Source organism: Leucobacter sp. OLIS6 (assembly GCF_002752355.1).
In the GTDB taxonomy this organism is placed as follows: domain Bacteria; phylum Actinomycetota; class Actinomycetes; order Actinomycetales; family Microbacteriaceae; genus Leucobacter.
Genome location: NZ_MRAV01000015.1, coordinates 47,964 through 71,215 on the forward strand (window position 1 = coordinate 47,964; position 23,252 = coordinate 71,215).

At 69.9% G+C, this 23,252-nt stretch carries 20 protein-coding genes; 4 read left to right on the forward strand and 16 right to left on the reverse strand.

All coding sequences use genetic code 11. The features are described from left to right. Positions 1-2: 2 nt before the first annotated feature. From BMH31_RS13855 to BMH31_RS13875, 5 genes are all read right to left on the reverse strand, one after another. Positions 3-1,301, reverse strand: a complete 1,299-nt coding sequence (locus BMH31_RS13855) for an ABC transporter permease (RefSeq protein ID WP_241898304.1) — start codon at positions 1,299-1,301, stop codon at positions 3-5. Further along, positions 1,298-1,963: an ABC transporter ATP-binding protein gene (locus BMH31_RS13860; RefSeq protein ID WP_241898312.1), complete on the reverse strand. Its 666-nt coding sequence runs from the start codon at positions 1,961-1,963 to the stop codon at positions 1,298-1,300. Before BMH31_RS13860 ends, BMH31_RS13855 begins: the two co-directional genes overlap by 4 nt. A 125-nt stretch (positions 1,964-2,088) precedes the next feature. Continuing rightward, positions 2,089-3,711: a hypothetical protein gene (locus tag BMH31_RS13865; protein ID WP_241898305.1), complete on the reverse strand. Its 1,623-nt coding sequence runs from the start codon at positions 3,709-3,711 to the stop codon at positions 2,089-2,091. 2 nt (positions 3,712-3,713) lie between these two features. After that, a complete protein-coding gene (locus BMH31_RS13870) occupies positions 3,714-4,736 on the reverse strand; it encodes a hypothetical protein (RefSeq protein ID WP_099722691.1) in 1,023 nt (340 codons plus the stop codon). A gap of 281 nt (positions 4,737-5,017) precedes the next feature. Beyond that, a complete protein-coding gene (locus BMH31_RS13875; RefSeq protein WP_046456553.1) occupies positions 5,018-6,346 on the reverse strand; it encodes a bifunctional o-acetylhomoserine/o-acetylserine sulfhydrylase in 1,329 nt (442 codons plus the stop codon). 138 nt (positions 6,347-6,484) lie between these two features. On the opposite strand from BMH31_RS13875, the gene BMH31_RS13880 reads away from it, so the two are divergent. Both BMH31_RS13880 and BMH31_RS13885 read left to right on the forward strand, forming a co-directional pair. After that, complete coding sequence (locus BMH31_RS13880) at positions 6,485-7,282, forward strand: SDR family NAD(P)-dependent oxidoreductase (protein ID WP_099722692.1); 798 nt, start codon at positions 6,485-6,487, stop codon at positions 7,280-7,282. 2 nt (positions 7,283-7,284) lie between these two features. Continuing rightward, positions 7,285-7,986 carry a uracil-DNA glycosylase gene (locus BMH31_RS13885; protein WP_099722693.1) on the forward strand — a complete coding sequence of 234 codons (702 nt, stop codon included), beginning with the start codon at positions 7,285-7,287 and terminating at the stop codon, positions 7,984-7,986. A gap of 9 nt (positions 7,987-7,995) precedes the next feature. On the opposite strand, the gene solA is transcribed toward BMH31_RS13885, so the two are convergent. The 5 genes from solA to BMH31_RS13910 form a co-directional block, all read right to left on the reverse strand. After that, complete coding sequence (gene solA, locus BMH31_RS13890; protein WP_099722694.1) at positions 7,996-9,177, reverse strand: N-methyl-L-tryptophan oxidase; 1,182 nt, start codon at positions 9,175-9,177, stop codon at positions 7,996-7,998. Positions 9,178-9,229: 52 nt separating this feature from the next. Next, positions 9,230-10,360: a tyramine oxidase subunit B gene (locus BMH31_RS13895; protein ID WP_241898306.1), complete on the reverse strand. Its 1,131-nt coding sequence runs from the start codon at positions 10,358-10,360 to the stop codon at positions 9,230-9,232. A 223-nt stretch (positions 10,361-10,583) separates the two neighbouring features. Further along, positions 10,584-11,117, reverse strand: coding sequence for a TetR family transcriptional regulator (locus BMH31_RS13900; RefSeq protein WP_099722695.1), 534 nt, complete (start codon positions 11,115-11,117; stop codon positions 10,584-10,586). Between the two features lie 100 nt (positions 11,118-11,217). Next, the gene (locus BMH31_RS13905; RefSeq protein WP_241898307.1) at positions 11,218-12,753 is read right to left on the reverse strand and encodes an APC family permease; all 1,536 of its coding nucleotides are present in this window, start codon (positions 12,751-12,753) and stop codon (positions 11,218-11,220) included. Positions 12,754-12,954: 201 nt separating this feature from the next. After that, complete coding sequence (locus tag BMH31_RS13910) at positions 12,955-14,112, reverse strand: P1 family peptidase (RefSeq protein WP_099722696.1); 1,158 nt, start codon at positions 14,110-14,112, stop codon at positions 12,955-12,957. Positions 14,113-14,227: 115 nt separating this feature from the next. On the opposite strand from BMH31_RS13910, the gene BMH31_RS13915 reads away from it, so the two are divergent. Beyond that, the gene (locus BMH31_RS13915) at positions 14,228-15,769 is read left to right on the forward strand and encodes an APC family permease (protein ID WP_099722697.1); all 1,542 of its coding nucleotides are present in this window, start codon (positions 14,228-14,230) and stop codon (positions 15,767-15,769) included. A gap of 9 nt (positions 15,770-15,778) precedes the next feature. Continuing rightward, entirely contained in the window at positions 15,779-16,390 is a 612-nt protein-coding gene (locus tag BMH31_RS13920) for a hypothetical protein (protein ID WP_099722698.1), read from the forward strand. A gap of 106 nt (positions 16,391-16,496) precedes the next feature. Here the strand turns inward: BMH31_RS13920 and hpaD are convergent, their stop codons facing one another. The 6 genes from hpaD to hpaH form a co-directional block, all read right to left on the reverse strand. Further along, on the reverse strand, positions 16,497-17,639 hold the full coding sequence (hpaD, locus tag BMH31_RS13925) for a 3,4-dihydroxyphenylacetate 2,3-dioxygenase (RefSeq protein ID WP_099722699.1): 1,143 nt from the start codon (positions 17,637-17,639) through the stop codon (positions 16,497-16,499). A gap of 73 nt (positions 17,640-17,712) precedes the next feature. Next, on the reverse strand, positions 17,713-19,209 hold the full coding sequence (gene hpaE / locus BMH31_RS13930) for a 5-carboxymethyl-2-hydroxymuconate semialdehyde dehydrogenase (protein ID WP_099722700.1): 1,497 nt from the start codon (positions 19,207-19,209) through the stop codon (positions 17,713-17,715). Further along, the gene (locus BMH31_RS13935) at positions 19,206-19,880 is read right to left on the reverse strand and encodes a GntR family transcriptional regulator (protein WP_099722701.1); all 675 of its coding nucleotides are present in this window, start codon (positions 19,878-19,880) and stop codon (positions 19,206-19,208) included. Before BMH31_RS13935 ends, hpaE begins: the two co-directional genes overlap by 4 nt. Before the next feature lies 1 nt (position 19,881). After that, a complete protein-coding gene (locus BMH31_RS13940; protein WP_099722702.1) occupies positions 19,882-21,375 on the reverse strand; it encodes a fumarylacetoacetate hydrolase family protein in 1,494 nt (497 codons plus the stop codon). A gap of 105 nt (positions 21,376-21,480) precedes the next feature. Then, a complete protein-coding gene (locus BMH31_RS13945) occupies positions 21,481-22,290 on the reverse strand; it encodes an aldolase/citrate lyase family protein (RefSeq protein WP_099722703.1) in 810 nt (269 codons plus the stop codon). Beyond that, positions 22,275-23,060 carry a 2-oxo-hept-4-ene-1,7-dioate hydratase gene (hpaH, locus tag BMH31_RS13950; protein ID WP_099722704.1) on the reverse strand — a complete coding sequence of 262 codons (786 nt, stop codon included), beginning with the start codon at positions 23,058-23,060 and terminating at the stop codon, positions 22,275-22,277. Before hpaH ends, BMH31_RS13945 begins: the two co-directional genes overlap by 16 nt. Positions 23,061-23,252: the final 192 nt, after the last annotated feature.

A 23,252-nucleotide genomic window follows, 5' to 3' on the forward strand; every position in this document is an offset into this window, starting at 1 on the left:
GGTCAGCGGGCGTCGCGCAGCGCGTCCACGGGCTCGATCCGGGCGGCCTTGAGCGCCGGGTAGGCCCCCGCCGCGAGACCGACGAGGGCGCCCAGGAGCACGCCGACGGGAGCCGCCCACGGCGCGATCGTCGGTGTCCACTCCTGCACGAGGCAGACGCCGAGCATCGCGAAGAGCCCGATCGCGACGCCGATGAGTCCGCCCAGCACGCCGGTGGTGAGCGATTCGAGGATGAACTGCCGCGCGATGTCCCGGGTGCGCGCGCCGAGCGCGCGCCGCAGCCCGATCTCGCCGCGCCGTTCCGAGACGGAGAGCAGGGTCACGTTGGCGATGCCCACACCGCCGCCCAGCAGCGCCACACCGCCGATGATGACGAAGATGACGTTGATGTCTGACTCGACGCTGCCCTGCAGCTCGCTGCCGGACTGTGGCGCCGCCACCTTGAAGGTCTTCGGAGCGTTCGGATCGAGCGCGATGGGCGCCTGCCGGGCGACCACCGGCCCCGCCCCGACGGCGATCCGGATGTCGAGGCTCTCGGGGGCGGCGAGTCCGAGCGCCGCTCGGGCCGTGCGTGCGGGCACGATGACGGAGTCGAGCGTGGCCTCGCGGGCGCCGACGCGATCCATGATCCCGATCACCGTGTAGGCGCGGCCGTCGATGAAGATCGCCGGCTGGCCGCTCACACGGTTCACCCCCAGCTGCTTCGCGGCCTTCGAGCCGAGGACGGCGACGCGATCGCCGCGCTCGTCGTGGCCCGAGTCGAAGAACCGGCCCGTCCGGATGTGCCCCTGCACGACGTCGATGTAGTCGCCGGACGCGGCGATGACCGGTGGTGGCGCCTGCGAGGCCTCGGCGGGGTCGTGGACCTCGACGGCCTCGACCGTCGGGGTGTTCGGCAGCTTCGCGTAGACCGAGGCGGCCTCGACACCCGCGAGACCGCTCACGCGCTCGGCGGCGTCCCAGGGGATCCGGCTCTGGGCGCGCTCCTTGCCGCCCGATGCCTTCGCGGTGCCGGGCTCGACGGTCACCCGGGTCGCCGCGACGGAGTCGAACTGCTGCGAGATCTGGCCCGCGGCGGTCTGCGAGAGTCCGATGGTGACGATGAGCGACGCGATGCCGAGCACCGTTCCGATCAGCGTGATCGCGAGCCGGGAGGGCCGCGATCCGATGCCCTCGAGCGACTCGTGCGCGAGGTCGCGCCAGGGGAGCCCGGTGTGGACCCAGCGCGCGGGGCGTCGGGCGATGCCGAACCGCCCGGGGCGCCGTGCTTCGCGCCCTTCGCGGGCCGCGCGGGGGCTCACGCGAGCTCCGAGAGGCGGCCGTCGCTGATGCGGACCCGGCGACGGGCCGCATCGGCGACCGCGGAGTCGTGCGTGATCATGACGATCGTCAGACCGTCGGCACCGAGCTCCGAGAAGAGCCGCAGCACGGCCTCGGAGTTCTCCCGGTCGAGGTTGCCGGTCGGTTCGTCGGCGAGCAGCAGGCGGGGCGAGGTGCTCACGGCCCGTGCGACGGCGACGCGCTGCCGCTCGCCGCCGGACAGGGTCGCGGGGGAGAACCCGACCCGATGCGCCAGGCCGACCCGATCGAGCGCCTCGCGCGCGAGCCGCTCCCGGTCGTTCGGATCCACGCCGGCGTAGACGGTGGCCAGCATCACGTTCTCGAGGACGCTGCGCGTGGGCATGAGGTGGAAGGACTGGAAGACGAAGCCCAGCGCCCGCCCGCGGAGCGCCGCGCGCTCGTCCTCGGTGAGCTCCGAGGTATCGATGCCCTCGAAGCGGTAGGTGCCGCTGCTCGGCCGGTCGAGCAGGCCGAGGGTGTTGAGCATCGTGGACTTGCCGGAGCCCGAGGGCCCCACGATCGCGAGGAAGTCGCCGCGCTCGAGCACGAGATCGACGCCGCGCAGCGCCTGCACCGCGGGCGGTCCGGGGAAGAGGCGGGTGACGTCGGCGAGCTCGACGATGGGGCCCGCGAAATCGGGATCGCCGACCGTCGTCGGCCGCTCGGTGCGCCGCTGCTCGCGGGCGCGCTTCGCCGCGCGGGACCGGGCGCGCGAGCGGACGCGCCGATCCTCCGCGTTCTCGCGGATCACCGGCCGACCACGACCTTGGCGCCCGCCTTGATCCGGGGATCCGAGGAACTGATCTCGACGTAGCCGTCGGCCGCGAGCCCGGCCTTCACCGTCACGGTGGCGGTCTCGTCGGTGCGGTCCTTGCCGTTCTGCTTCGAGGAGATGAGGAGCTCGACCCGGTTCTCTCCGCCGGATCCCGTGGACAGCGCCGCGATGGGAACGCTGAGCACCTCGCCCTTGGTCGACGCCACCGGGATCTTCAGCCGCACGTTGGTGCCGCGCAGCTGTTCGATCTGCTCGGAGCTGAGCTTGCCGGGGTCGAGGAACACGGTGTACCGGTCGCTCGACTTCGGGGCGTCGCCGCCCGCGCCGCTGTCGTCCCCGCCGCCGGATCCGGCATCGGCTGACGCGGAACCGTTCTGCCCCGAGCCCTCGGCCTTCGTTCCGGGCTTGTCGATCCGGGTCACGGTGGCCTTCAGCTCGGCGCCGCCCGCTGGGGCGAACGTGGCCGGCAGGCCCTTCGAGAGCAGCTCGGCGTCCTGTTTCGCGACGGTGCCCGTGACCGTGAGCGTCGCGCCGGACACCGTCATCGCGGTGCCCTGGAGCACGTCGCCGCGCTTCACCCGGACCTCGTCGACGCGCCGCGGCAGACTGCTGAGGAACAGCACCTCGGACGAGGGCATGGTCGGCATCGCCGCCTCCTGCGCCGTCACGAGCGCCTCGCGCGCCTTCTCGAGCTCGGCGGCTGCGGAATCGACCGCGGCCTGCTCCGCGCGCACGTCCTTCGATTTGGCCTCGATCGCCTGAGACAAGGTGACCTGGGCCTGGGTGAGCGCGAGCTCCGCGTTGCGAACGCCCGACTCGGCGTCGGTCGCTCCCTGCGCGCTATCGGGCACGACGGGAGCGGGGTAGCCGAGCCGCTCGTAGAGCGCCCCGATCGCGTTCGAGGTGTCGCCCTCGAAGACGTTGTTCGAGGTGTCGCCCGCCGACAGGCCGAGCGCGGTCAGCGCCTGCTTGAGCTGGAGCACATCGGGTCCGCGCTGTCCGATGCTCATGCTGCGGTACGCGGGAAGCTCTCCGGCGAGCACGATCACCGGGCGTCCCGCGATCTCGAGGGCGATGTCGCCGGCCTTGAGGATCTTGCCCGACTGGGGGACCTGCCCGGTCACGACGGCGCGCTCGGAGAGGCCGGCCGCGTCGATCTGCGCGTCGACGGCGTCGGCGTAGGTCACCTCGCCGCGGCTCACCACCGTGTTCTCGATCTTGCGCTCCTCGATCGGAGCGGTGACCGGGCCGGCCTTCGGCGGGGCGGCGCGTGCGGCGAGCTCCGCCGGGGACACGATGAACTGCATGAGCACGACGCCCGCGAGGAGCGAGAGTACGGCCACGCCCGCGATGAGCGCGACGAGGCGGGAGCCCGTCCACGGGCCCGAGAACCAGCGGCGCAGGCGGCCGGGGCGCGCGTCGTCGGCGCTGCCGGCGCCGGCCTCGCCGACGGCGTCCGCGCTCGGTGAATCCGTGCCGTCGGCACCGTCGGCACCGGGCTCCTCGGGCTCGCCCGCGAGCACGCGCGAGAACTCGTCGTTCCCACCGACCCCCTCGTGCTGTTCTGCTGAATTCCTCTGCTTCCGGCTCCGCACGACTACTTCTTCTTCACGCCGTACTGGGCGACGAGTGCCTTGAGCTGCTTCTCGTGCTCGTCGACGAACTTCTGCTCGGCCTTTCGGTTCAGCGCGGCGGCCTTGTCGTCGTACTGCAGCTTCTCGGCGCAGGTGACGTCGGCGACGGCGACCTCGATCTCGCGCTCCTGGAACTTCTTCTTCTCGGCCTTGCTGGGCTCTTTCCACACGCCGTTCTCGTCGGCGGGCTCGCCCTGGGACAGGACCTCGTTCCACTCGTCGTTGAGCTTCGACTGGACGTCGATCCGCTTTGCGGCGTCCGAGAAGCCGGCCTTGCTCATGCAATCGGCCCACTTGCGATCGAGCGCGTCGAGCGCGTCGTTGTTCTCGTACTGCTTCTGCCAGAACTCATCGACGGACGTGAACAGATCCGCGTACGCCGGATCCTTGCTCGCGGCCTCATAGCTCTGCTCACCCTGCACCTCGTGCTGGGCCTTGCCCTGGCAGCCGCTCTTCTTCCAGTCGTAGGGAATCGGCTCCGCGCCCTCCTCCTCCATCGCCGACATCTCCTCGGCGGTGGGCTGCGGGCCGTAGAGCGTATCGTTGTACGCCTGCTGCTCGGACTCGCTCAGCGACTCGAGATACTTCTGGTTGGGATCCTCGGGGATATCCTCTGAGGACTCCTCGGCTGCTGATTCGCTCCACGGACCGTCGACGATCCCGTAGCCGTACTGCTTGGCGAACTCCAGCGTGCCCATCTGCGGCCCCTCTTCGTCAGCAGGGTCGAACACGAAGCCGCTGTTCTGGAACGGCGCAGGCTTGTACTCGAAGCCCTCCTTGGTCATGCACTCGGCGATGACCTTCTCCATCTTCTTGTGGTCCGCCTCCATGCGGTCGTCGTTCCACTGGGACTCGTCGTAGAGCGCCGACAGGTACTTGCTGAGCGGGCCCTCCTCCGGCTCCTTCTGCTTTCCGTCACCGGAGCAGCCGGCGAGCGCGACGGTCGCCGCGAGTGCGGCGGCGATGGCGATGGTGGCGCGGGTCATGGCGGCCTCGTTCCTGGGGTGCGTCATGTCAGAGGTGGGGGGACCGGCGGCCGGGAACGGCGGGCGATCATCGCGCAAAAGTACCACGGTGAATGATGCGGAAAGGCCGAAATTCGGTGCCGAATACTCAGGATATTGGTATTCGTAACCGAATTGTGAATATCGCACGAAATTAGGTGCCGCTCGTCATCTAATTCGATGGCGAATCGTCTGGAAAAGCAGGTGGGCCCGGGGCGCTCTCGAATCGAGAGCGCCCCGGGCCCACCGGGGGCCGAGACCCGCTACGCGGTCGCGCGCGCCTCCGACACCGCGGCGCGGGCCGCGGCGAAGCCGGCCTCGAGGTCGGCCTTCAGGTCGTCGACGTTCTCGATGCCGACCGACAGGCGGACGAGGCCCGGCGTGACGCCCGCGGTGAGCTGCTGCTCGGGCGTCAGCTGCGAGTGCGTCGTCGACGCCGGGTGGATGATCAGGCTGCGGACGTCGCCGATGTTCGCGAGGTGGCTGAACAGCTCGACGTTCTCGACGAGGGCCTTGCCCGCGTCGACACCGCCCTTGAGCTCGAACGAGAGCACCGCGCCGACGCCCTTGGGGGCATAGCGGTTGGCCGCCGCGTACCAGGGGCTCGTCGGCAGGCCCGCGTAGTTGACGCTCGCGACGTCCGGGTGGTTCTCGAGCCACTCCGCGATCTCCTGCGTGTTCTGCACATGGCGCTCGATGCGCAGCGACAGGGTCTCGATGCCCTGGATCAGCAGCCAGGCGCTGTTCGGCGCGATCGCCGATCCCAGGTCGCGCAGCAGCTGCACGCGCGCCTTGATGATGTAGGCGAGGCCGTCGCCCACCGCGGCCGTGTACGAGGCGCCGTGGTACGACGGATCCGGCTCGGTGAGGCCCGGGAAGCGCTCGACGTTCTCCGACCACTTGAACGTGCCGCCGTCGACGATGATGCCGCCGAGCGTGGTGCCGTGACCGCCCAGGAACTTCGTCGCCGAGTGGATCACGAGATCGGCGCCGTGCTCGAACGGGCGGATCAGGTACGGGGTCGCGATCGTGTTGTCGACGATCAGCGGGACGCCGTTCTCGTGCGCGATGTCGGCGACGGTGCGGATATCGAGGATGTTGATCTTCGGGTTGCCGATCGTCTCGGCGAAGAACGCCTTCGTGTTCGGGCGCACCGCGCGCTGCCACTCGGCCGGATCGTCCTGGTTCTCGACGAAGGTGACCTCGACGCCGAGCTTCGCCAGCGTGTACTTGAACAGGTTGTAGGTGCCGCCGTAGATCGAGCTCGACGAGACGAAGTGATCGCCGGCCTGCGCGATGTTGAGGATCGCGAAGGTCGCCGCCGCCTGACCGCTGGCGAGGAGCAGCGCGCCGGTGCCGCCCTCGAGCGCCGCGAGGCGCTCCTCGACGACGGCCTGCGTGGGGTTCATGATCCGGGTGTAGATGTTGCCGAACTCGGCCAGCGCGAAGAGGTTCTTCGCGTGATCGGTGCTGTCGAAGACGTACGACGTCGTCTGGTAGATCGGCACGGCGCGCGAGTTGGTGGTCGGATCGGGCTGCGCACCCGAGTGGACCTGCTTGGTCTCGAAATGCCAGGCGGCGGAATCGGTCATGAGAGGCTCCCCTTTTGGATCGGTTGCAGCGAGCGTACGGAGTCGGCGCCGCAGGAGGGAAGCCTCCCGGACACCGGGCGTAACAGGCGCGATAGGCTGCACAGCGGGCCGGCAGCGGCCGAACACGAGGGAGGCGGCATGGCGGAGCGGCGCGTAGTGGTGACGGGCGCGAGTTCGGGGATCGGAGCCGCGACCGTGCGGCGGTTTGCCGAGCTCGGCTGGCAGACCGTCGCGGTCGCGCGGCGCGAGGATCGCCTGCGTGCGCTCGCCGCCGAGACCGGGGCGCACCCGATCGTGTGCGACGTCACCGACGAAGCGCAGGTCGCCCGCATGGCCGCCGAGGTGTCCGAGACGGGCGGCGCGACCGGGCTGGTGAACAACGCCGGCGGCGCGCTCGGCACCGAGTCCGTCGAGCGGGCGCTGAACGAGGACTGGCGGCGCATGTTCGAGGTCAACGTGATCGGCCTGCGCACGGTCACCGCCGCGCTGCTACCCTTGCTGCGAGCGGGTGCCCGAGCCGGCATCGACGCCGACGGCACGGGCTGGGCGTCGATCCTCAACCTCACCTCGACCGCGGGGCACAGCGCCTACCCGGGCGGCGGCGGATACAACGCCGCGAAGTACGCGGCGCACGCCGTCACCGAGGTGCTGCGGCTCGAACTCGCGGGCGAGCCGATCCGCGTGATGGAGCTCGCGCCGGGGCTCGTGCACACCGAGGAGTTCACCCTCAACCGCCTTCGCGGCGACACCGAAGCCGCCGCGAAGCCCTACGAGGACGTCATCCCGCTCGCGCCCGAGGACGTCGCGCAGGTGCTCGTCGGCGCCTTCGAGCAGCCGCCGCACGTCAACCAGGACCTCATCGTGATCCGCCCCGTCGCGCAATCGAGCGTGTTCCACACCCACCGCGGTCCGCTGGTGCCGAAGGCGGAGGCGTGAACATGGCCATGAACCTCGCGGAACTCGCCGACAGCGGCTACCTGGCGCGCGACTGGGCCGAGGCCCTCGAGCCGATGGGCGACCGCCTCGCGGAACTCGGGCGGTTCCTGAACGCGGAACGCGCCGACGGTCAGCAGGTGCTGCCCGCCGGCGACCGGATCCTGTCGGCGTTCCAGCGGCCGCTCGCCGACGTGCGCGTGCTCATCGTCGGGCAGGATCCCTACCCGACGCCCGGGCACCCGATCGGCCTCTCCTTCGCGACGGCGCCCGACGTCCGACCGATCCCGCGCAGCCTGCAGAACATCTACAGGGAGATGCGCGAGGACCTCGGCATCGAGCCCGCGCCCCACGGGGACCTCTCCGCCTGGGCCGACCACGGCGTCATGCTGCTGAACCGGGTGCTGACCGTGCGCGCAGGCACGCCGGCGTCGCACCGCGGCAAGGGCTGGGAAGCGTTCACCGAGCACGCGATCCGGGCGCTCGTCGCCCGCGGCGGTCCGCTCGTCGCGATCCTCTGGGGCAACGACGCTCGCTCGCTCGGGCCGATGCTCGGCGACGTGCCGAGGATCGAGAGCCCGCACCCGTCGCCGCTGTCGGCGTCGCGGGGGTTCTTCGGCTCGAAGCCGTTCAGCCGGGCGAACGCGGCGCTCGAAGCACAGGGCGCCGCGCCCGTCGACTGGCGGGTGGCGCCGGCCGCCGGTTGAGCGCGTTCGCTAGTGCCCGCCGCCCGTGTACGGGCCGAGCACCGCGAGCCGCTCCAGGTGCGACGCGAGCGCGAAGCGCGGATCGATGCCCGCGTCCGCCGGCGACGACCCGGTCGCGAGTGCGGCGGCGAACTCGCCGAGCCGCGGAGAGAACTTGAAGCCGTGGCCCGACAGACCCGCGACGGTGACGACGCGTCCGCTCGCGTTCACGTCGACGACCGGCAGACGATCGGGCGTGTAGGCGCAGTGGTGCACGCTCTGGCGCACGGGCTCGGGGTTCACGCCGTCGAACAGCTCGGCGGCGCGCTGCCCGATCTTGATCAGCTCCTCGCGGGTGTGCGACGTCGGCACCTCGGAGGGATCGCGGAACACGGGCCACTCGGGGTTCGTGCACGCCTTGAACGCGTAGCCGTCGAAGCTGGGGGCGCCGAAGAAGTGCACCGGGCCCGAATCGCGCAGGAACGCGGGGAACCGCTCGGGTACGAACGCGTCGGGGTCGCGCGGCATGAACCAGGTGAGACCCAGCACCTGCAGGCGCAGCAGGTCGTGCAGCTCGGGGGAGAGGCGACCCGACCAGGAGCCGGAGGCCACCACGACGGTGTCGGCGAGCCAGGATCCCTGGGTGGTGCGCACGACGACGCCGTCCGAACGTTCCTCGATCCCGAGCACGGCGGTGTTGAAGAACAGGCGCGCGCCGTTCCGCTCGGCGATGTCGAGCGCGCTCATCACGGCCACCTCGGGGCGGAGCCCGCCGCCGTGCTCGTCGAGCAGGCCGATGTCGCCGTCCTGCACGAGGTGCTGCGGGTACTCGCGACGCAGCTCCTCGGTCGTGAGGGTGCGGTGAGGGATCCCGAACTCCTGCACGGTGCCGAGCGCCGTGACGAGGTCGGGGAACCCTTCGGGGGCGATGCTCAGGCAGCCCGCCTCGAGGTAGATGCTGCGCCCCGACTCCTGCTCGAGCTCGCGCCACAGATCGCGCGAGCGCTGGATCATGCCCACGTAGGTGCCGCCCTCGTGCACCGCCGTGCGGAACACGCGGGATTCACCGGCGTAGGAGCCGTGCGAGTGCACGCGGCCGTACTGCTCGATGCCGACGACGTCGACGCCCTCGCGCTTGCTCAGCTGCCACAGGGCCATCGAGCCCACCGTGCCCGCGCCGATGACGACGACATTGGTCTTCTGCAGGTCCATTCGTTCCTTCTTCTCAGCTGCTCGTGTCGCTGTTCGGTTCGTCCGGCCGGACTCAGGCGAGGGCCGGCTCATCCCAGAGCTTCAGTTTCGTGCCGATGCCGCGCTCGACCGCGTTGCGGTACACGCGGGTGGCCCACGCGACGTCCTCGACCGGCATGCCGCCAACCGAGTAGATGAAGATCTCGTCGTCGTTCGTGCGGCCCGGGGTATCGCCGTCGATGATCTCGCCGAGATCCTCGAACTGCTCGGGGGTCATGCGTCCGTCGCGCACGCGGTCGACGAGGTGCATGCCCCAGATGCCGACGACGTCGTGGGCGTCGCCCGGGATCTCGGAAGCCCAGGCCTGGTAGATGCTGCGCGCGTCGGCGACGTGCCGGGCCTTGCGCACCAGGCTCTCCTCGACCGCCAGGTGCGCCGAGCAGAGCACGAGCGCGCCCGGCTTGACCCACGCATCCTCGACGGTGGGGTAGTTCTCGGTGCCGGAGGGGCTGGGGATCGCGATGCTGACGATGTCGCAGCCCTCGACCGCGCCGCGCAGCGAATCGACCTGCTCGATGGCGGTGAGCTGCGGGAACTGCTGCTGCGCCCACGCGATGTAGGCGTCGATGCTGCCCTGGCTGCGACCGAACACGCGGATAGTGTCGATGCCCGGACGGACCGCGATGAGCGCCTCGAGCGAGGTGCGGTTCATGGGCCCCGGGCCCGCGATGCCGACCACGCGGGCGTCCTCGCGCGCCAGGTGGCGCGCGCCGATGCCCGGGATCGCGCCGGTGCGGTAGGCGCTGAGCAGGTTCGCCGACATGTGCGCGAGCGGGGCGCCGGTGTCCTTGTCGTTCAGGGTGAACATGAGGATCGAGCGGGGGAGTCCGATCTTGCGGTTCTCGACGTTGGAGCCGTACCACTTGCACCCGGCCATCTGGAAGCTGCCGCCGAGGTAGGCGGGCATCGCCATGAAACGGCGGTCGGGGCCGTCGAGCGGCATGCCGGCGAAGGGAGACTCCTTCGGGAAGTAGATCTGGGCGCCGTGCAGATCGTTCTCGATGCCCGCCATGCGGTAGTCGCCGCGCTTGAACTCGACGAGCATCTCGCTCATGGTGTCGACGCAGGCGGCCATGTCGGTCACGCCGGCGGCGATCATGTCGGGTTCCGACAGGTAGAGGAATTCGATGGCGGTGTTCGGCACGGCGGTGTGTCCCTTCGCGGTCTGGTCTCGTGCATCCCGCCGGGCGTCGGCCGGCGGCGATGGAGGCGCTTCAGCCTAAGACTATCCACTTGGATAGTCAAGAGCGCGGGTGGGGACGCGGTGCGGATTCGGAGATCTGCAGGATTTCGGACGTGCAGGGCGCATGCCTCCGAAATGTTGCAGATCTCCGCGGCGATGGTGGCGGAGCTGGAGGCGGACCGACCTACGCGGAGGCGGCGACGAGCGCTCGGATCCGGTTCAGGGCCGGGGCCGCGTTCTCGGGCAGCACCAGCTGCTTGAAGACGATGCCGTCGAGCGCGAACCAGATCAGTTCGGCGAGCTCGGGATCCTCGACGCCGAGACGCGCCAGCTGGCGCGTGATCGCGTCGTGGTAGGCGCCGTAGTGGCGCTCCGCGAGCGAGCGGAGTTCGGGGCGCCGGCGCGACTCGAGCAGCAGTTCGTACTGGAACGACTGGATCTCGCTGTCGCGGTCGGCCAGCGACTCGATGCCGGCTGCGAACGCTTCGACGGTGAGCCCGCTCTCGAGCATGTTCGAGCCGCGCAGGCTCTCGTCGATCGCGAACTCCATGGCCTCGGCGATGAGCTGATCGCGGCTGCCGAAGTGGTGCCGGACCAGGCCGTGCGACACTCCCGCCTCGGCTGCGACGGCGCGATAGGTGAGCGCGCGCAGGCCTCCCGAGGCGACCACCACGATGGTGGCGTGCAGCAGGGCGGTACGGCCGGAGGCGTCGTTCATGCGTTCGAGCGTAGCGGTGGTGCGACGTCATCCTGGGCGAGGGACGAGTCACAGGATCCTGCGACTCGTCCCTCGCCCAGGATGACGAAGGGTGCGGAGCTCAGCGGTCGTCGACGACGCCGATGAGCTCGGTGCCGTAGGCGCCGGGCTCCGTGCCGTGGCCGATCTGGCGGTAGATCTCGGGCTTGCGGCGCTTCAGCGCGAGGCCCCAGACGACGCCGATGATGCCGGCCAGGACCACGATGATCGGCAGGACGTAGGTGCCGAACGTGGGCTCCTGCTGCCCGAGCTGCACGTGGAAGTTCGCGATGATCATGATGAACACCCAGGCGAGCAGGAGGCCCGAGACGAGCGGTGCCACGACCGTGGTCCAGAGCCCGAGCCCGCGCCGATCCCGGCGAAAGAAGCCGATGACCGCGGCCGCGATGACGGCCATGAGGAGTACGAGGCCCATGGCGCCGGTGTTGGTGAGCCAGGTGAACATGGTGAGCACGGGGTAGAGGAAGCTCTGCTCGCCGAGGGCCGCGGCGCCGCCGAACACCTCGCCGGAGAAGATGAACCCGACGGTGACGACCAGTGCGATGACCGTCTGCGTGACCGACCCGGCCCAGGGAGCGCCGTGCTTCGAGGTGCCCGCGAACCACGTGGGCAGCACGCCCTCGCGGCCGAGCGAGAAGAAGTAGCGGGCGACCGCGTTGTGGAACGACTGCAGCGATGCGAAGAGGCTCGTGAGGAACAGGATGTTCATGATGTCGACGAAGATCACGCTGACGTGGCTGTTCATGAACACGAACATCAGATCGGGGCCCGATTCCTGCGACTTCGCGACGATGTTCGACGGGCCGATGCCGACCGAGAACGCCCACGCGCTGAACGCGTAGAAGAGGCCGATGATCGCGACGGCGGCGTAGGTCGCCCGCGGTACGGTGCGCTTGGGGTCCTTCGCCTCCTCGCCGTAGATCGCGGCGCCCTCGAAGCCCATGAACGCGGCGACGCCGAAGACGAGCACGATGCCGAGCGAGGGGCCGAAGAGCTCGGCGGGATTCAGCGTGGTCGCGGTGACGCCCTCGGGCGCGACGGCGAGCGAGACGACGTCGAACACGATCACGACGAGGAACTCGAGGGCGACGAGCACGCCGAGCACCTTCGCCGAGAAGTCGATGCGATTCACGCCGAGTACGCCGACGACCACGATGCAGAGCAGGATCCACAGCCACCAGGGCGACGAGAATCCGAACTTCGCCTCGAGGAACATCGAGAGCTGGAAGCCGAAGAGACCGTAGACGCCGATCTGCATCGCGTTGTACGAGACGAGTGCGATGAGCGAGGCGCCGACGCCGATGGGGCGGCCGAGGCCCTGCGAGATGTAGGCGTAGAAGGCGCCCGCGTTGGTGATGTAGCGGCCCATGGCGGTGTAGCCAACCGCGAACATCGTGAGGATCACCGCGATCACGACGAAGCCGAGCGGGACGCCGAGGGAGCCGGTCACCGCGAAGGAGGTGGTGACGCCGCCCGCGACCACGGTGAGCGGTGCGGACGCGGCAATGATCATCAGCGTGATCGAGGGGGCGCCGAGCGTCCGGCGGCTGAGCCCCGGATCGTGCGTCGCCGGAGCGTCGGTGGTTGAAGCGGTCATGAGCAGGTCATCCTTCCCGCGCGCAGCGTCTTCGTCGCGCGCCGGCGTCGTCGCCGATGAGGTTCGAGTGCCCCCGAGTCTAGGAAGGCGTCGAAGGCATGGCCTGGTCGCTGCGCGCACAGGCCATGTCCGAAAGCGCTCAGCTTCAAGTAATGCGGTCGGCGGCCGCTCGGCGGTGCTCCGTCGAGCGGCCGAAACGGCTCAGACGCTCGCCGCGAACGCCGCGCGCACCTCGTCGTGGGGCAGCGCGAAGCTTTCGTGCCCGTCTCGCCCGACGGTGTCCTCGGCGGCCACGAGCGCGTTGACCACGGCCTCCTCGGTCGCCTCGACGACGGCCGCGTAGAGAGGATCGATCCGCCCCCAGGCGAGGTGCGAGAGCTGTTCGACGTCGGGGCCATCGGTGCTCATGCGCGAGCCGAGGGCCCCCGCGTTCGCCGTCGAGAACGCGAGGAAGATGTCGCCCGAGAAGTGGCTGCCCGTGGTGCCGGTGCGCGCGAGGCCGAGCGGGACCCGGCGGGCGAGCGCCGCGCACTGATCGGGGAGGAGCGGGGCGTCGGTCGCGACGATCACGATGACGCTGCCGGCGCCCGCGACCGCGCGGGCACCTGGGCCGGCCTCACGCTCGAACCAGCCGCTCGTCTCCATCGGATTCGGTGCCTGCGAGTCGCGCCCCAGCGGGCGGCCGGCGACCCGGAGCTCCGAACGGCTGCCGAAGTTCGCCTGCAGCAGCACGCCGACCGTCCAGCTGCGGTCGCCGATCCGCACCACGCGCGAGGAGGTGCCGGTGCCGCCCTTGAAGCCGTAGCAGTTCATGCCCGTCCCGCCGCCGACGTTGCCCTCGGCGACCGGGCCGCCGTTCGCGGTGTCGAGCGCCGCCGTCGCGTGCTCGGGGCTCACGTGCTCGGCGTTGATCGAGTTGAGGTAGCCGTCCCAGGTCTCGCCGACCACGGGGAGCATCCACGCCGCCGCGCTGCCCGGGTGGTGCTCGGCCATCCAGCGATCGATCCCGGAGTGCACGGCGCCGACCGCGTGCGAGTTGGTGATCCCGATCGGGGTCTGGAACTGACCGGACTCCTCGATCCAGCTGCGGCCGGTGAGCTCGCCGTTGCCGTTGAGCACCGCGACGCCCGCCGCGCAGGGGAGGCCCGCGTGCTCGCGCCCGCGGGGGAGGATCGCCGTCACCCCGGTGCGGGCGGGCGCCGGTCCGTCGGACACGATCGTACTGAAGCCGACCTCGAGGCCGGGAACGTCGGTGATCGCGTTCCATCTGCCGGGTTCGCCGTCGAACGGGATGCCCAGGTCCCGTGCGCGGATCGCGATGCCGGCTTGCTCGTCAGCGCTGAGCGAGTCTTCAAACATTGTTCAATCCTCTCGTTTGTGCTTACACTACCCAAAGGATTCACGAATCGAAAAAGTTCTGATCAGTGTTCAGCAACTCGCGGATCCCGCAGCATCGGACAAAGGAGTCGCCCTCATGACCGCCTCAACATCGCACTCGTCGCAGGCCCCGGAGGCGGGGCCGAGCGGGCGTCTCGCGACCGGCCGCCTCGGCACGTGGGACATCGTGTTCTTCGTGATCTCGGCGGCCGCACCCCTCACCGTCATCGCGAGCGGCGCCATCACCTCGTTCCGCATGGGCGGCATCGGCGCACCCGGCGCGATCCTCTTCTGCGCGGTCGTGCTGATCTTCTTCGCGCTCGGCTTCACCGCCATGTCGAAGAGCGTGCGCAACGCGGGCGCCTTCTACGCCTACGTCTCGCGCGGCATGGGCAAGCCCTTCGGGCTCGGCGTCTCGTCGGTCACGGTGTTCGCCTACATCTCGCTCGTGATCTCGTTCTACGGCTTCATCGGCTTCTTCGCGCAGTTCACCTTCAAGGAACTGCTGCACATCGACCTGCCCTGGGGCGTGTGGTCGCTCATCGCCGTCGCGATCGTGGCGTTCCTCGGCTACCGCAAGATCGACGTCGGCGCGAAGGTGCTCGCCGTGCTCCTCACCCTCGAAGTGGGGATCCTGCTCGTGCTGGCGGTCGCCGCCATCGCGAACGGCGGCCCCGAGCCCTGGAGCCTCGCCTCGTTCGAGCCGAAGAACGTGTTCTTCGCCACCGGCGCCGGTGCGCTGTTCGTCATGGGCTTCGGCGCCTACCTCGGGTTCGAGAGCACCGCGATCTACGCCGAGGAGGCCAAGCGGCCCGAGCGCACGATCCCGCGCGCGACCATCATCTCGGTGGCGTTCCTCGGACTGTTCTACGCGTTCACCTTCTGGATCCTGACCGTCGCCTTCGGCGCGAACGGGGTCGTCGAGATGGCGCGCAGCGACGCGTTCGAGACGATGGTCATCACGGGCACGGGCGACCTCGCCGGCGCCTGGGCGGCGTTCGTCATGAAGATCCTCATCGTCACGAGCTTCTTCGCCTGCCTGCTGTCGTTCCACAACGCCTGCACCCGCTACCTCTACTCGCTCGGCCGCGAGGGCCTGCTGCCGCGCGTGCTCGGCCGCACCAGCCGCACCAGCCAGTCGCCGGCCGTCGCGAGCCTCACGCTGAGCGGCTTCTCGGCGATCGGCGTGCTCATCGCCATCGTGCTCAACGCCGACCCGTTCCTGGGCCTCGCCCTGTGGACCTACGCCACCGGCGTGCAGGGGCTCGTGTTCGCCCAGGCCATGACCGCGATCGCGGTCGTCTGCTACTTCCTCAAGGATCGTCGTGGCCATAGTGTCTGGCGCGTCACCATCGCACCGATCCTCGGCGCGATCGGGCTCGTGGTCGGCTTCATCCTCATCGCGACGAACTTCGATGTCGTGACCGGGCTGCAGGGGCCCATCAACCAGATCCTGCTGCTGCCCACCCCGATCCTCTTCATCGGGGGGATCATCGTCGCGCTCGTGCTCAAGGCCCGCAAACCCGCCTACTATGCGGGGCTCACCGAGTCGGTGCAGGTCGTGCCGGTCGACGACGCCGGCTGGGACGTCTCGGCCGACGAGGACCGCGATTCCGTCGGGGCACGCTCCGAGCAATAGGCTGGCCCTGTGAATGCGACCGCGCGACGACGCCACGAACGACGGGATGAGATCATCCGCGCGTTCTGGCGGGTCGCGCGGTCGCGGCCGCGTCGCGCGATCAACGTGCGCGCGGTCGCGGCCGAGGCCGAGATGAGCCCGGCCAACGTGCTGCACTACTTCTCGACGCTCGACGAACTGCAGATGACCGCGGTCGCGGGCGCCCGCGAGGAGTTCGTCGAGCAGCGCAGGCGCGTGCTCGACCTGCCGCTCACCGCGACCGAGCGCATCTACGCCATGATCGAGGCCGGCGTCCCCGACACCATCAGCGACGAACTGCGCCAGGTGTACGAGAGCGTGGCGATCCTGGCCGAGCACTCCCAGTACATCGCCGAGCACCGCGCCCTCAACGAGCGCCAGGTGATGCTCTACCGCACCCTCGTCGAGATCGGCGCGGGCGTCGGGGAGTTCGCGCTCGCCTCGCCCGCGGGGATCATCGCCCGGAACCTCGTCGCGCTCGAGGACGCCTACGACCTCTACCCGCTCATCGGCGATCTGACGCCGCGCGAGGAATGCCGCGAGGCGGTGCGCAGCTACGCCGAGCTGGCGCTCGGGATCCCGCCCGAGCGGCGGCCCGGCTGACGCACGCCGAAACGCCACGGTCCCGGCGAGACCCCGCGAAGCTTCGCGGGGTCTCGCCGGGACCGTGGCGTTTCGGCGGTGCCGCTCCGGGGAGCAGGCCTGCGCCTTAGAGCGTGTTGCCGAGCTTGAAGCCCTTCTCGCCGTCCTCGTCGCGGGTGTACGAGAACCCGTCGGCGCCGATGGTGACGGCCATCTCGCTGTCATCGGTGCGGGCGACGACCGGCTGCGGGTTGCCGTCGAGGTCGAGCACGAGCGAGCCGTCGGTGTACCACGAGGGCACGACCGGGTTGCCCCACCAGTCGCGGCGCTGGTTGTCGTGCACGTCCCAGGTGACGACCGGGTTGTCGGGGTCGCCCGTGTAGTAGTCCTGGGTGTAGATCTCGACGCGGTGGCCGTCGGGATCGCGCAGGTACAGGTAGAACGCGTTCGAGACGCCGTGGCGGCCTGGGCCGCGCTCGATGCTGTCCGACTTGCGCAGCGAGCCGAGCTTGTCGCAGATCGCGAGGATGTTGTGCTTCTCGTGCGTCGCGAAGCACACGTGGTGCATGCGGGGGCCGTCGCCGCCCGTCATCGCGGTGTCGTGCACGGTCGGCTTGCGGCGCATCCACGCCGCGTAGACGGTGCCCTCGTTGTCCTGGATGTCCTCCGTCACGCGGAAGCCGAGGTTCTGCATGAAGCCGACGGCGCGCGGCACGTCGGGCGTGATCTGGTTGAAGTGGTCCAGGCGCACGAGCTCGCCCGGGATGTGCAGGTCGTAGCGCCACGACATCCGCTCGGTGTGCTCGGTCTGGTAGAAGAACTCGTAGGGGAAGCCCAGCGGGTCGATCACGCGCACCGAGTCGCCGATGCCCGTCACGAAACCGTTCGGGTTGCGGCGGACCTCGCACCCGAGCTCCTCGTAGAAGGCCACGGCCTTGTCGAGGTCCTCGGGGGTGCGCACGCGGTACGAGAACGCCGCGACCGCCGCGACCGGGCCCTTGCGGAGCACGAGGTTGTGGTGGATGAACTCCTCGGTCGAGCGCAGGTAGATCGCCTCGTCGTCCTCGGTCGTGACGTACAGGCCGAGCACGTCGACGTAGAACTCGCGCGATGCCGCGAGGTCGGTGACGATGAGCTCCATGTAGGCGCAGCGCAGGATGTCGGGCGCCTCGGACGTCGCCGTCGGGATCGGGTTGTCCGAGACGATCGGGGCCTCCTTGGTGACCCAGAAGCCCGCGGACTGCTTGTCTTCTTCGTTCAGTTTTGCCATGTTCGCTTCCTTGCGTGGTTCCCGTCATCCTGCGACTCGTTCCTCGCGCAGGGTGACGAGGGCGGGATGGGGGTTACTTGCCCGCGCCGAAGCGGGGCGAGTGGGCCTCGTTGAGGGTGATCTGGATCGACTGCGCGGTGGTGTAGAAGTCCACCGAGCGGTAGCCGCCCTCGCGGCCGAGACCCGAGGCCTTGACGCCGCCGAACGGCGTGCGCAGGTCGCGCACGTTGTTCGAGTTCAGCCACACCATGCCCGACTCGATGCCGTGCGCGAAGTTGTGCGCGCGCTTCAGGTTCGAGGTCCAGACGTAGGCCGCGAGGCCGTACTTGGTGTCGTTGGCGAGCTCCAGCGCCTCCTCGTCCGTGTCGAACGGGGTGATCGCGACGACGGGTCCGAAGATCTCCTCCTGGAAGATCCGTGCGTCGGGCTTCACATCGGCGAACACGGTCGGGGCGACGTAGTTGCCCTCGGGGAAGCCCTCGGGGCGTCCGCCGCCGGCTACGAGGCGGCCCTCGCCCTTGCCGATCTCGACGTAGCTCATGACCTTCTCGAAGTGCGAGGGGTGCACGAGCGCGCCGACCTCGGTGGCCGGGTCGGACGGCAGGCCGATCACGATGTTCTTCGCGCGCTCGGCGTAGCGGGCGACGAAGTCGTCGTAGATCGAGCGCTCGACGAGCACGCGGCTGCCGGCGGTGCAGCGCTCGCCGTTCAGGCTGAACACGCTGAACACGGTGGCGTCGAGCGCCTCCTCGAGGTCGGCGTCGGCGAAGACCACCGAGGGGCTCTTGCCGCCGAGCTCGAGCGACAGGCCCTTGAGGAAGGGCGCCGCGTTGGTCGAGATCATCGCACCGGTCGAGCTGTCGCCGGTGAACGAGATCAGGGGGACGTCGGGGTGCTTGACGAGCGCGTCGCCGGCGACGCCGCCCGAACCGAGGATCAGGTTGAAGACGCCGTCGGGCACGCCGGCCTCGCGGAAGATCTCGGGCCACAGCGCGGCCGAGAGCGGGGTGTAGCTGGCGGGCTTCAGAACGACGGTGTTGCCGGTCGCGAGGGCCGGCGCGAGCTTCCACGACTCCTGCATGAACGGGACGTTCCAGGGCGTGATGAGGCCCGCGACGCCCTTGGGCTTGCGGTTCACGTAGTTGATCTGGCGCCCGGGCACCTTGGTGACGTTGTCGTGCTCGGCGACGATGAGGTCGGCGAAGAACCGGAAGTTCTCGGCCGCGCGGCGGGCCTGGCCCTTCGCCTGGGTGATCGGGAGGCCCGAATCCCAGCTCTCCAGGAGCGCGAGCCGCTCGTCGCGGGACTCGACGATGTCGGCCACCCTGTGCAGGATCCGCGAGCGCTCGCGGGGGAGCATCTTGGGCCAGGGGCCCTCGTCGAATGCGCGCTTCGCCGCGGCGACGGCGCGGTCGACGTCGGCCTTGCTCGCCGAGGCGGCGGTGATGTAGACCTCGTTCGACACGGGCTCGATGACGTCGAACGTCGCGCCGTCCTGCGCGTCGACGAACTCGCCGTCGATGAAGAGCTGGATCTTCTCGGGGAGCCCCTCGGGCTTCTGGTGGGTCATGCGGTCTTCCTCCTCTGATGGGTGAGTTGGTCCTGGTGCGCCAGCACTGCGTCGAGCGTGGCGAGTCGGTGGTTACGGGCGGCGAGCTCGATCTCGAGCGGCGACGCCCCGTCCTCGATGAGGTCGAGCAGCCGTTCGTGCTCGTCGACCGATGCTGCTGCGCGGTCGGGGACGAAGCTGAACGACGAGTTCCGCAGCACCTTCATGCGGTTCCAGCCGCGGTGCACGAGGTCGAGGATGTGCGGGTTCGGGCAGCTCTCGAACAGTACGGAGTGGAGTTCGAGGTTGAGATCCGTGAACGCCTGCGGGTCGAAGCGGGTCAGGGTCTCGCGCATCTGCGCGTTGATCCGGCGGGCCCGTGCGATCTGATCGGCCGAGACGGTGGGCGCGGCCAGCGCGGTCGCGGATCCCTCGACGAGCGCGAGCGTCTGCATCGTGTGCAGGTACTCGGTTTCCTTGATGAGGGAGACCTGCGCGCCGACGTTCGCCTCGAAGGTGACGAAGCCCTCCGCCTCGAGGCGGCGGATCGCCTCGCGCACGGGCACCACGGACATGCCGAGCTCAGACGCGATGGGCGAGAGCACCAGGCGGTAGCCGGGCACGTACTGCCCGCTCTCGATGCGTTCGCGGACCAGGCGGTACGCCTGCTCGCTCTTGGGGACGACGGCCATGTCAGGACCCCGCCCCGGCGGCGCGGGAGGCGTCGTACTTGGCGCGCCACTCGGCGTTCATGGGGAACAAGCCGTCGACCGGGGCGCCGGCGGCGACCTGCTCGGCGACCCACGCGTCGGCCTCCTCCTGGGCCGCGGCCTCGGCCGCGACCTCCGCGAGTAGGAACGGCGGGATCACGATGACGCCGTCGCGGTCGCCCATGATGATGTCGCCGGGCTGCACCGCTGCGCCACCGCAGGCGACCGTCACGTCGACCTCCCACGGAACGTGACGGCGGCCGAGCACGCTCGGGTGGGCGCCCTGCGAGAAGACGGGGATGTCGAACTCCTGCACGGCGGCGAAGTCGCGCACGCCGCCGTCGGTCACGATGCCGGCGGCGCCGCGCACCTGGGCGCGCAGGGCGAGCACGTCGCCGACCGTGCCGGTCTCGGGGACGCCGCGGGCCTCGACCACGAGCACCTCACCGGGGTTCACGGTGTCGAAGGCGCGCTTCTGGGCGTTGAATCCGCCGCCGTGCTCCGTGAAGAGGTCGGGGCGGAACGGGATGAAGCGCAGGGTCTTGGCGGTGCCGAGGATCCGGTCGCCCTCGTGGTTCGGGTGCACGCCGTCGATGAAGATGTCGACGTAGCCGCGCTTGCGCAGCGCGGCCGAGACCGTGGCGACGGCGACGCCGTCGAGCTGCGCGCGGATCTCGTCGGTCAGAGCGGATGCCGCCGGGCCGTCGAGCGGGGTCGCGCGACCCGCGGCGACGGCCGCCGCGTGCTCGGCCTCGCTGCCCCAGGCCTCGATGCGCTGCAGGTCGTCGATCTTGGGACGGTTGCCGAAGTCGCCGAACGCGGTGGTGCCCTGCGTGACGGTGGTCGCGAGGCGGCCGGTGCTCGGGGCGCCGGGCGCGTTCGGCGCGTCGACCTCGACCTCGACGACGTCGCCGGGGACGACGACGGAGGATCCGGCGGGGGTTCCCGTGAGAATCACGTCGCCGGTCTCGAGGGTCATGTGCTGCGACAGGTCGGCGACGAGCTGGCCGAAGGGGAACTTGAGCGTGTCGCTCGTGTCGTCCTGCACGAGTGCGCCGTTCACCCAGGTGCGTACGCGCCAGTCGCCCTCGCCGATGCCGGCGGTCGGGATCGCGGCCGGGCCGATCGGGGTGAAGCCGTCGCCGCCCTTGTTGCGCACGTTGGAGCCCTTGTCGGCGGCACGCAGATCGTAGAGGCCGAAGTCGTTGGCCGCGGTGACGCTCGCGACGTGCTTCCAGCCGTCCTCGGGGGAGACCCAGCGGGCGGGCTCGCCGATCACGAGCGCGATCTCGCCCTCGAACGCGAGCAACTCGGTGCCGGCGGGGAGTTCGATGGTGCCGCCCGTCGGGGCGAGCGATGAGGCCGGCTTGAAGAAGTAGGAGGGGAACGCGGGCGTGCGACCGCGCTGCGCGATCCTCGACGGGTAGTTGAGGTGCACGGCGATGATCTTGCCGGGGGTGTCGATTCCGTAGGTCATGGTGTCTCGCTCACTTCGTTGTATCTCAAATCATATACGATCTTGCGGGCTTCGGGAAGGGGCGGACCGATCCCGCTGATTGAGGATTCGCCCGACCACCGGAGCTCAGTAGCTCGCGCGCTCGCCGCCGGCGGCACCCGCGAAGCGGTCCACGAGCGCCTCGGTCTGCCGCGCGAGGATCGCGACATCGGCCCCGACCGCGACGAAGCTGGCGCCCGCAGCGATGTAGCGCTCCGCATCGGCGGGCACGAACGCGTTGACGCCGACCGGCGTGCCCGCGGCACGGCCGGCCGCGATGGAGCGCAGCACGGCGTCGACGACCTCGGGGTGGCTCTGCTGGCCCAGGTGGCCCATCGACGCGGCGAGGTCGGACGGGCCGACGAAGAGCGCGTCGACGCCGTCCACCGCCGCGATGCGCTCGACGTCCTGCACGGCATCGGAGGACTCGATCTGCACGGTGAGGCTGATGGTCTCGCTCGCGCGGCCGAGGTAGCCGTCGACGCGGTTCCAGCGCGCGGAGCGCGCGAGCGCGGATCCGACCCCGCGGACACCGCCGAGCGGGTAGCGCGCAGCGCGCACGATCTGCTCGGCCTGCTCGGCGGAGTCGACCATCGGGATCAGCAGGTTCTGCGCGCCGAGGTCGAGGAACTGCTTGATGAGCACGGTGTCGCCGAACGGCGGGCGCACGAGCGGAGTCGCCGGGTAGGCCGACATGGCGTGCAGCTGGGCGAGCACCGATTCGAGGCCGTTGGGGGAGTGCTCGGCGTCGAGGAGCACCCAGTCGCAGCCGGATCCCGCGACGATCTCGGCGGTGACGGGGCTGCCGGCACAGGTCCAGAGGCCGATGAGCGCGCGCCCGTCGGCCCCGGCGAGACGGTCCCGGAACGTCGGGGGGAGGGTCAGAGGAACCGGCATGTCACCGACCCCAGTCCCTGGTACTCGGCGTGCACGGTGTCGCCGCGCTCCACCCACATGGGCTTGGTGAAGGATCCGGCGAGGACGACCTCGCCGGCCTCGAGCGACTGCCCGTGCTGCGCGAGCTTGTTCGCGAGCCAGGCGATCCCCATGGCGGGGTGGCCGAGCACGGCGCCCGCGACGCCCGAGTCCTCGATGGTCTCGTTGCGGTAGAGCAGGGCCGAGATCCAGCGCAGGTCGAGCTCGCCCACGGGGACCGGGCGGCCGCCGAGGACGATCGCGCCGGTGGAGGCGTTGTCGCTGATCGTGTCGACGATGGTGCGGCCCTCGAGCTCGATGTGCGCGTTGAGGATCTCGAGCGCGGGCACCACGTAGGCGGTCGCGTCGAGCACGTCGAAGATGGTGATGTTCGGGCCGACGAGCGGCTTCGCGAGCACGAAGGCGAGCTCGACCTCGATGCGCACGTTCGAGAACCGGTCGAACTCGACGACGGATCCGGATTCGATGACCATGTCGTCGAGGATCACGCCGTAGTCGGGCTCGGTGATGCCGGTCGCGAGCTGCATGACCTTGGAGGTGAGGCCGATCTTGTGGCCGACGAGGCGTCGGCCCGCGGCGATGCGGCGGTCGGTCCAGATCTTCTGGATCGCGTAGGAGTCCTCGATGGTCATGCCGGGGTAGCGGGTGGTGAGCTTCGGCACGATGGTGCGTTCGCGATCCGCGCGCACGAGTTCGTCTGCGATCGTCTCGATCTCTTCGGGGGTGAGCATTGAGCCTCCACTTCGTCGGGGTCAGTCAGATCGTATACGATCCCGCCCGGCCGGGGCCAGCGAGTCGGATTTTCGGCCGCTCGAACCGTTGCCGAAAATTGATCTCGCGACCGCTTGTGGTTTTTGTCAACGTTTGTAGAATGAAACGCGACGGCACACCGACGTGGCGTCCATCGCAGCCGGGGAACCTCG

Excerpts from the sequence above, each read along its gene's own strand:
- BMH31_RS13870 (WP_099722691.1), bottom strand. The coding sequence starts at position 4,736 with ATGACCCGCGCCACCATCGCCATCGCCGCCGCACTCGCGGCGACCGTC.
- BMH31_RS13875 (WP_046456553.1), bottom strand. The coding sequence starts at position 6,346 with ATGACCGATTCCGCCGCCTGGCATTTCGAGACCAAGCAGGTCCACTCG.
- BMH31_RS13880 (WP_099722692.1), top strand. The coding sequence starts at position 6,485 with ATGGCGGAGCGGCGCGTAGTGGTGACGGGCGCGAGTTCGGGGATCGGA.
- BMH31_RS13885 (WP_099722693.1), top strand. The coding sequence starts at position 7,285 with ATGGCCATGAACCTCGCGGAACTCGCCGACAGCGGCTACCTGGCGCGC.
- solA (WP_099722694.1), bottom strand. The coding sequence starts at position 9,177 with ATGGACCTGCAGAAGACCAATGTCGTCGTCATCGGCGCGGGCACGGTG.
- BMH31_RS13900 (WP_099722695.1), bottom strand. The coding sequence starts at position 11,117 with ATGAACGACGCCTCCGGCCGTACCGCCCTGCTGCACGCCACCATCGTG.
- BMH31_RS13905 (WP_241898307.1), bottom strand. The coding sequence starts at position 12,753 with ATGACCGCTTCAACCACCGACGCTCCGGCGACGCACGATCCGGGGCTC.
- BMH31_RS13910 (WP_099722696.1), bottom strand. The coding sequence starts at position 14,112 with ATGTTTGAAGACTCGCTCAGCGCTGACGAGCAAGCCGGCATCGCGATC.
- BMH31_RS13915 (WP_099722697.1), top strand. The coding sequence starts at position 14,228 with ATGACCGCCTCAACATCGCACTCGTCGCAGGCCCCGGAGGCGGGGCCG.
- hpaD (WP_099722699.1), bottom strand. The coding sequence starts at position 17,639 with ATGGCAAAACTGAACGAAGAAGACAAGCAGTCCGCGGGCTTCTGGGTC.
- hpaE (WP_099722700.1), bottom strand. The coding sequence starts at position 19,209 with ATGACCCACCAGAAGCCCGAGGGGCTCCCCGAGAAGATCCAGCTCTTC.
- BMH31_RS13935 (WP_099722701.1), bottom strand. The coding sequence starts at position 19,880 with ATGGCCGTCGTCCCCAAGAGCGAGCAGGCGTACCGCCTGGTCCGCGAA.
- BMH31_RS13940 (WP_099722702.1), bottom strand. The coding sequence starts at position 21,375 with ATGACCTACGGAATCGACACCCCCGGCAAGATCATCGCCGTGCACCTC.
- BMH31_RS13945 (WP_099722703.1), bottom strand. The coding sequence starts at position 22,290 with ATGCCGGTTCCTCTGACCCTCCCCCCGACGTTCCGGGACCGTCTCGCC.
- hpaH (WP_099722704.1), bottom strand. The coding sequence starts at position 23,060 with ATGCTCACCCCCGAAGAGATCGAGACGATCGCAGACGAACTCGTGCGC.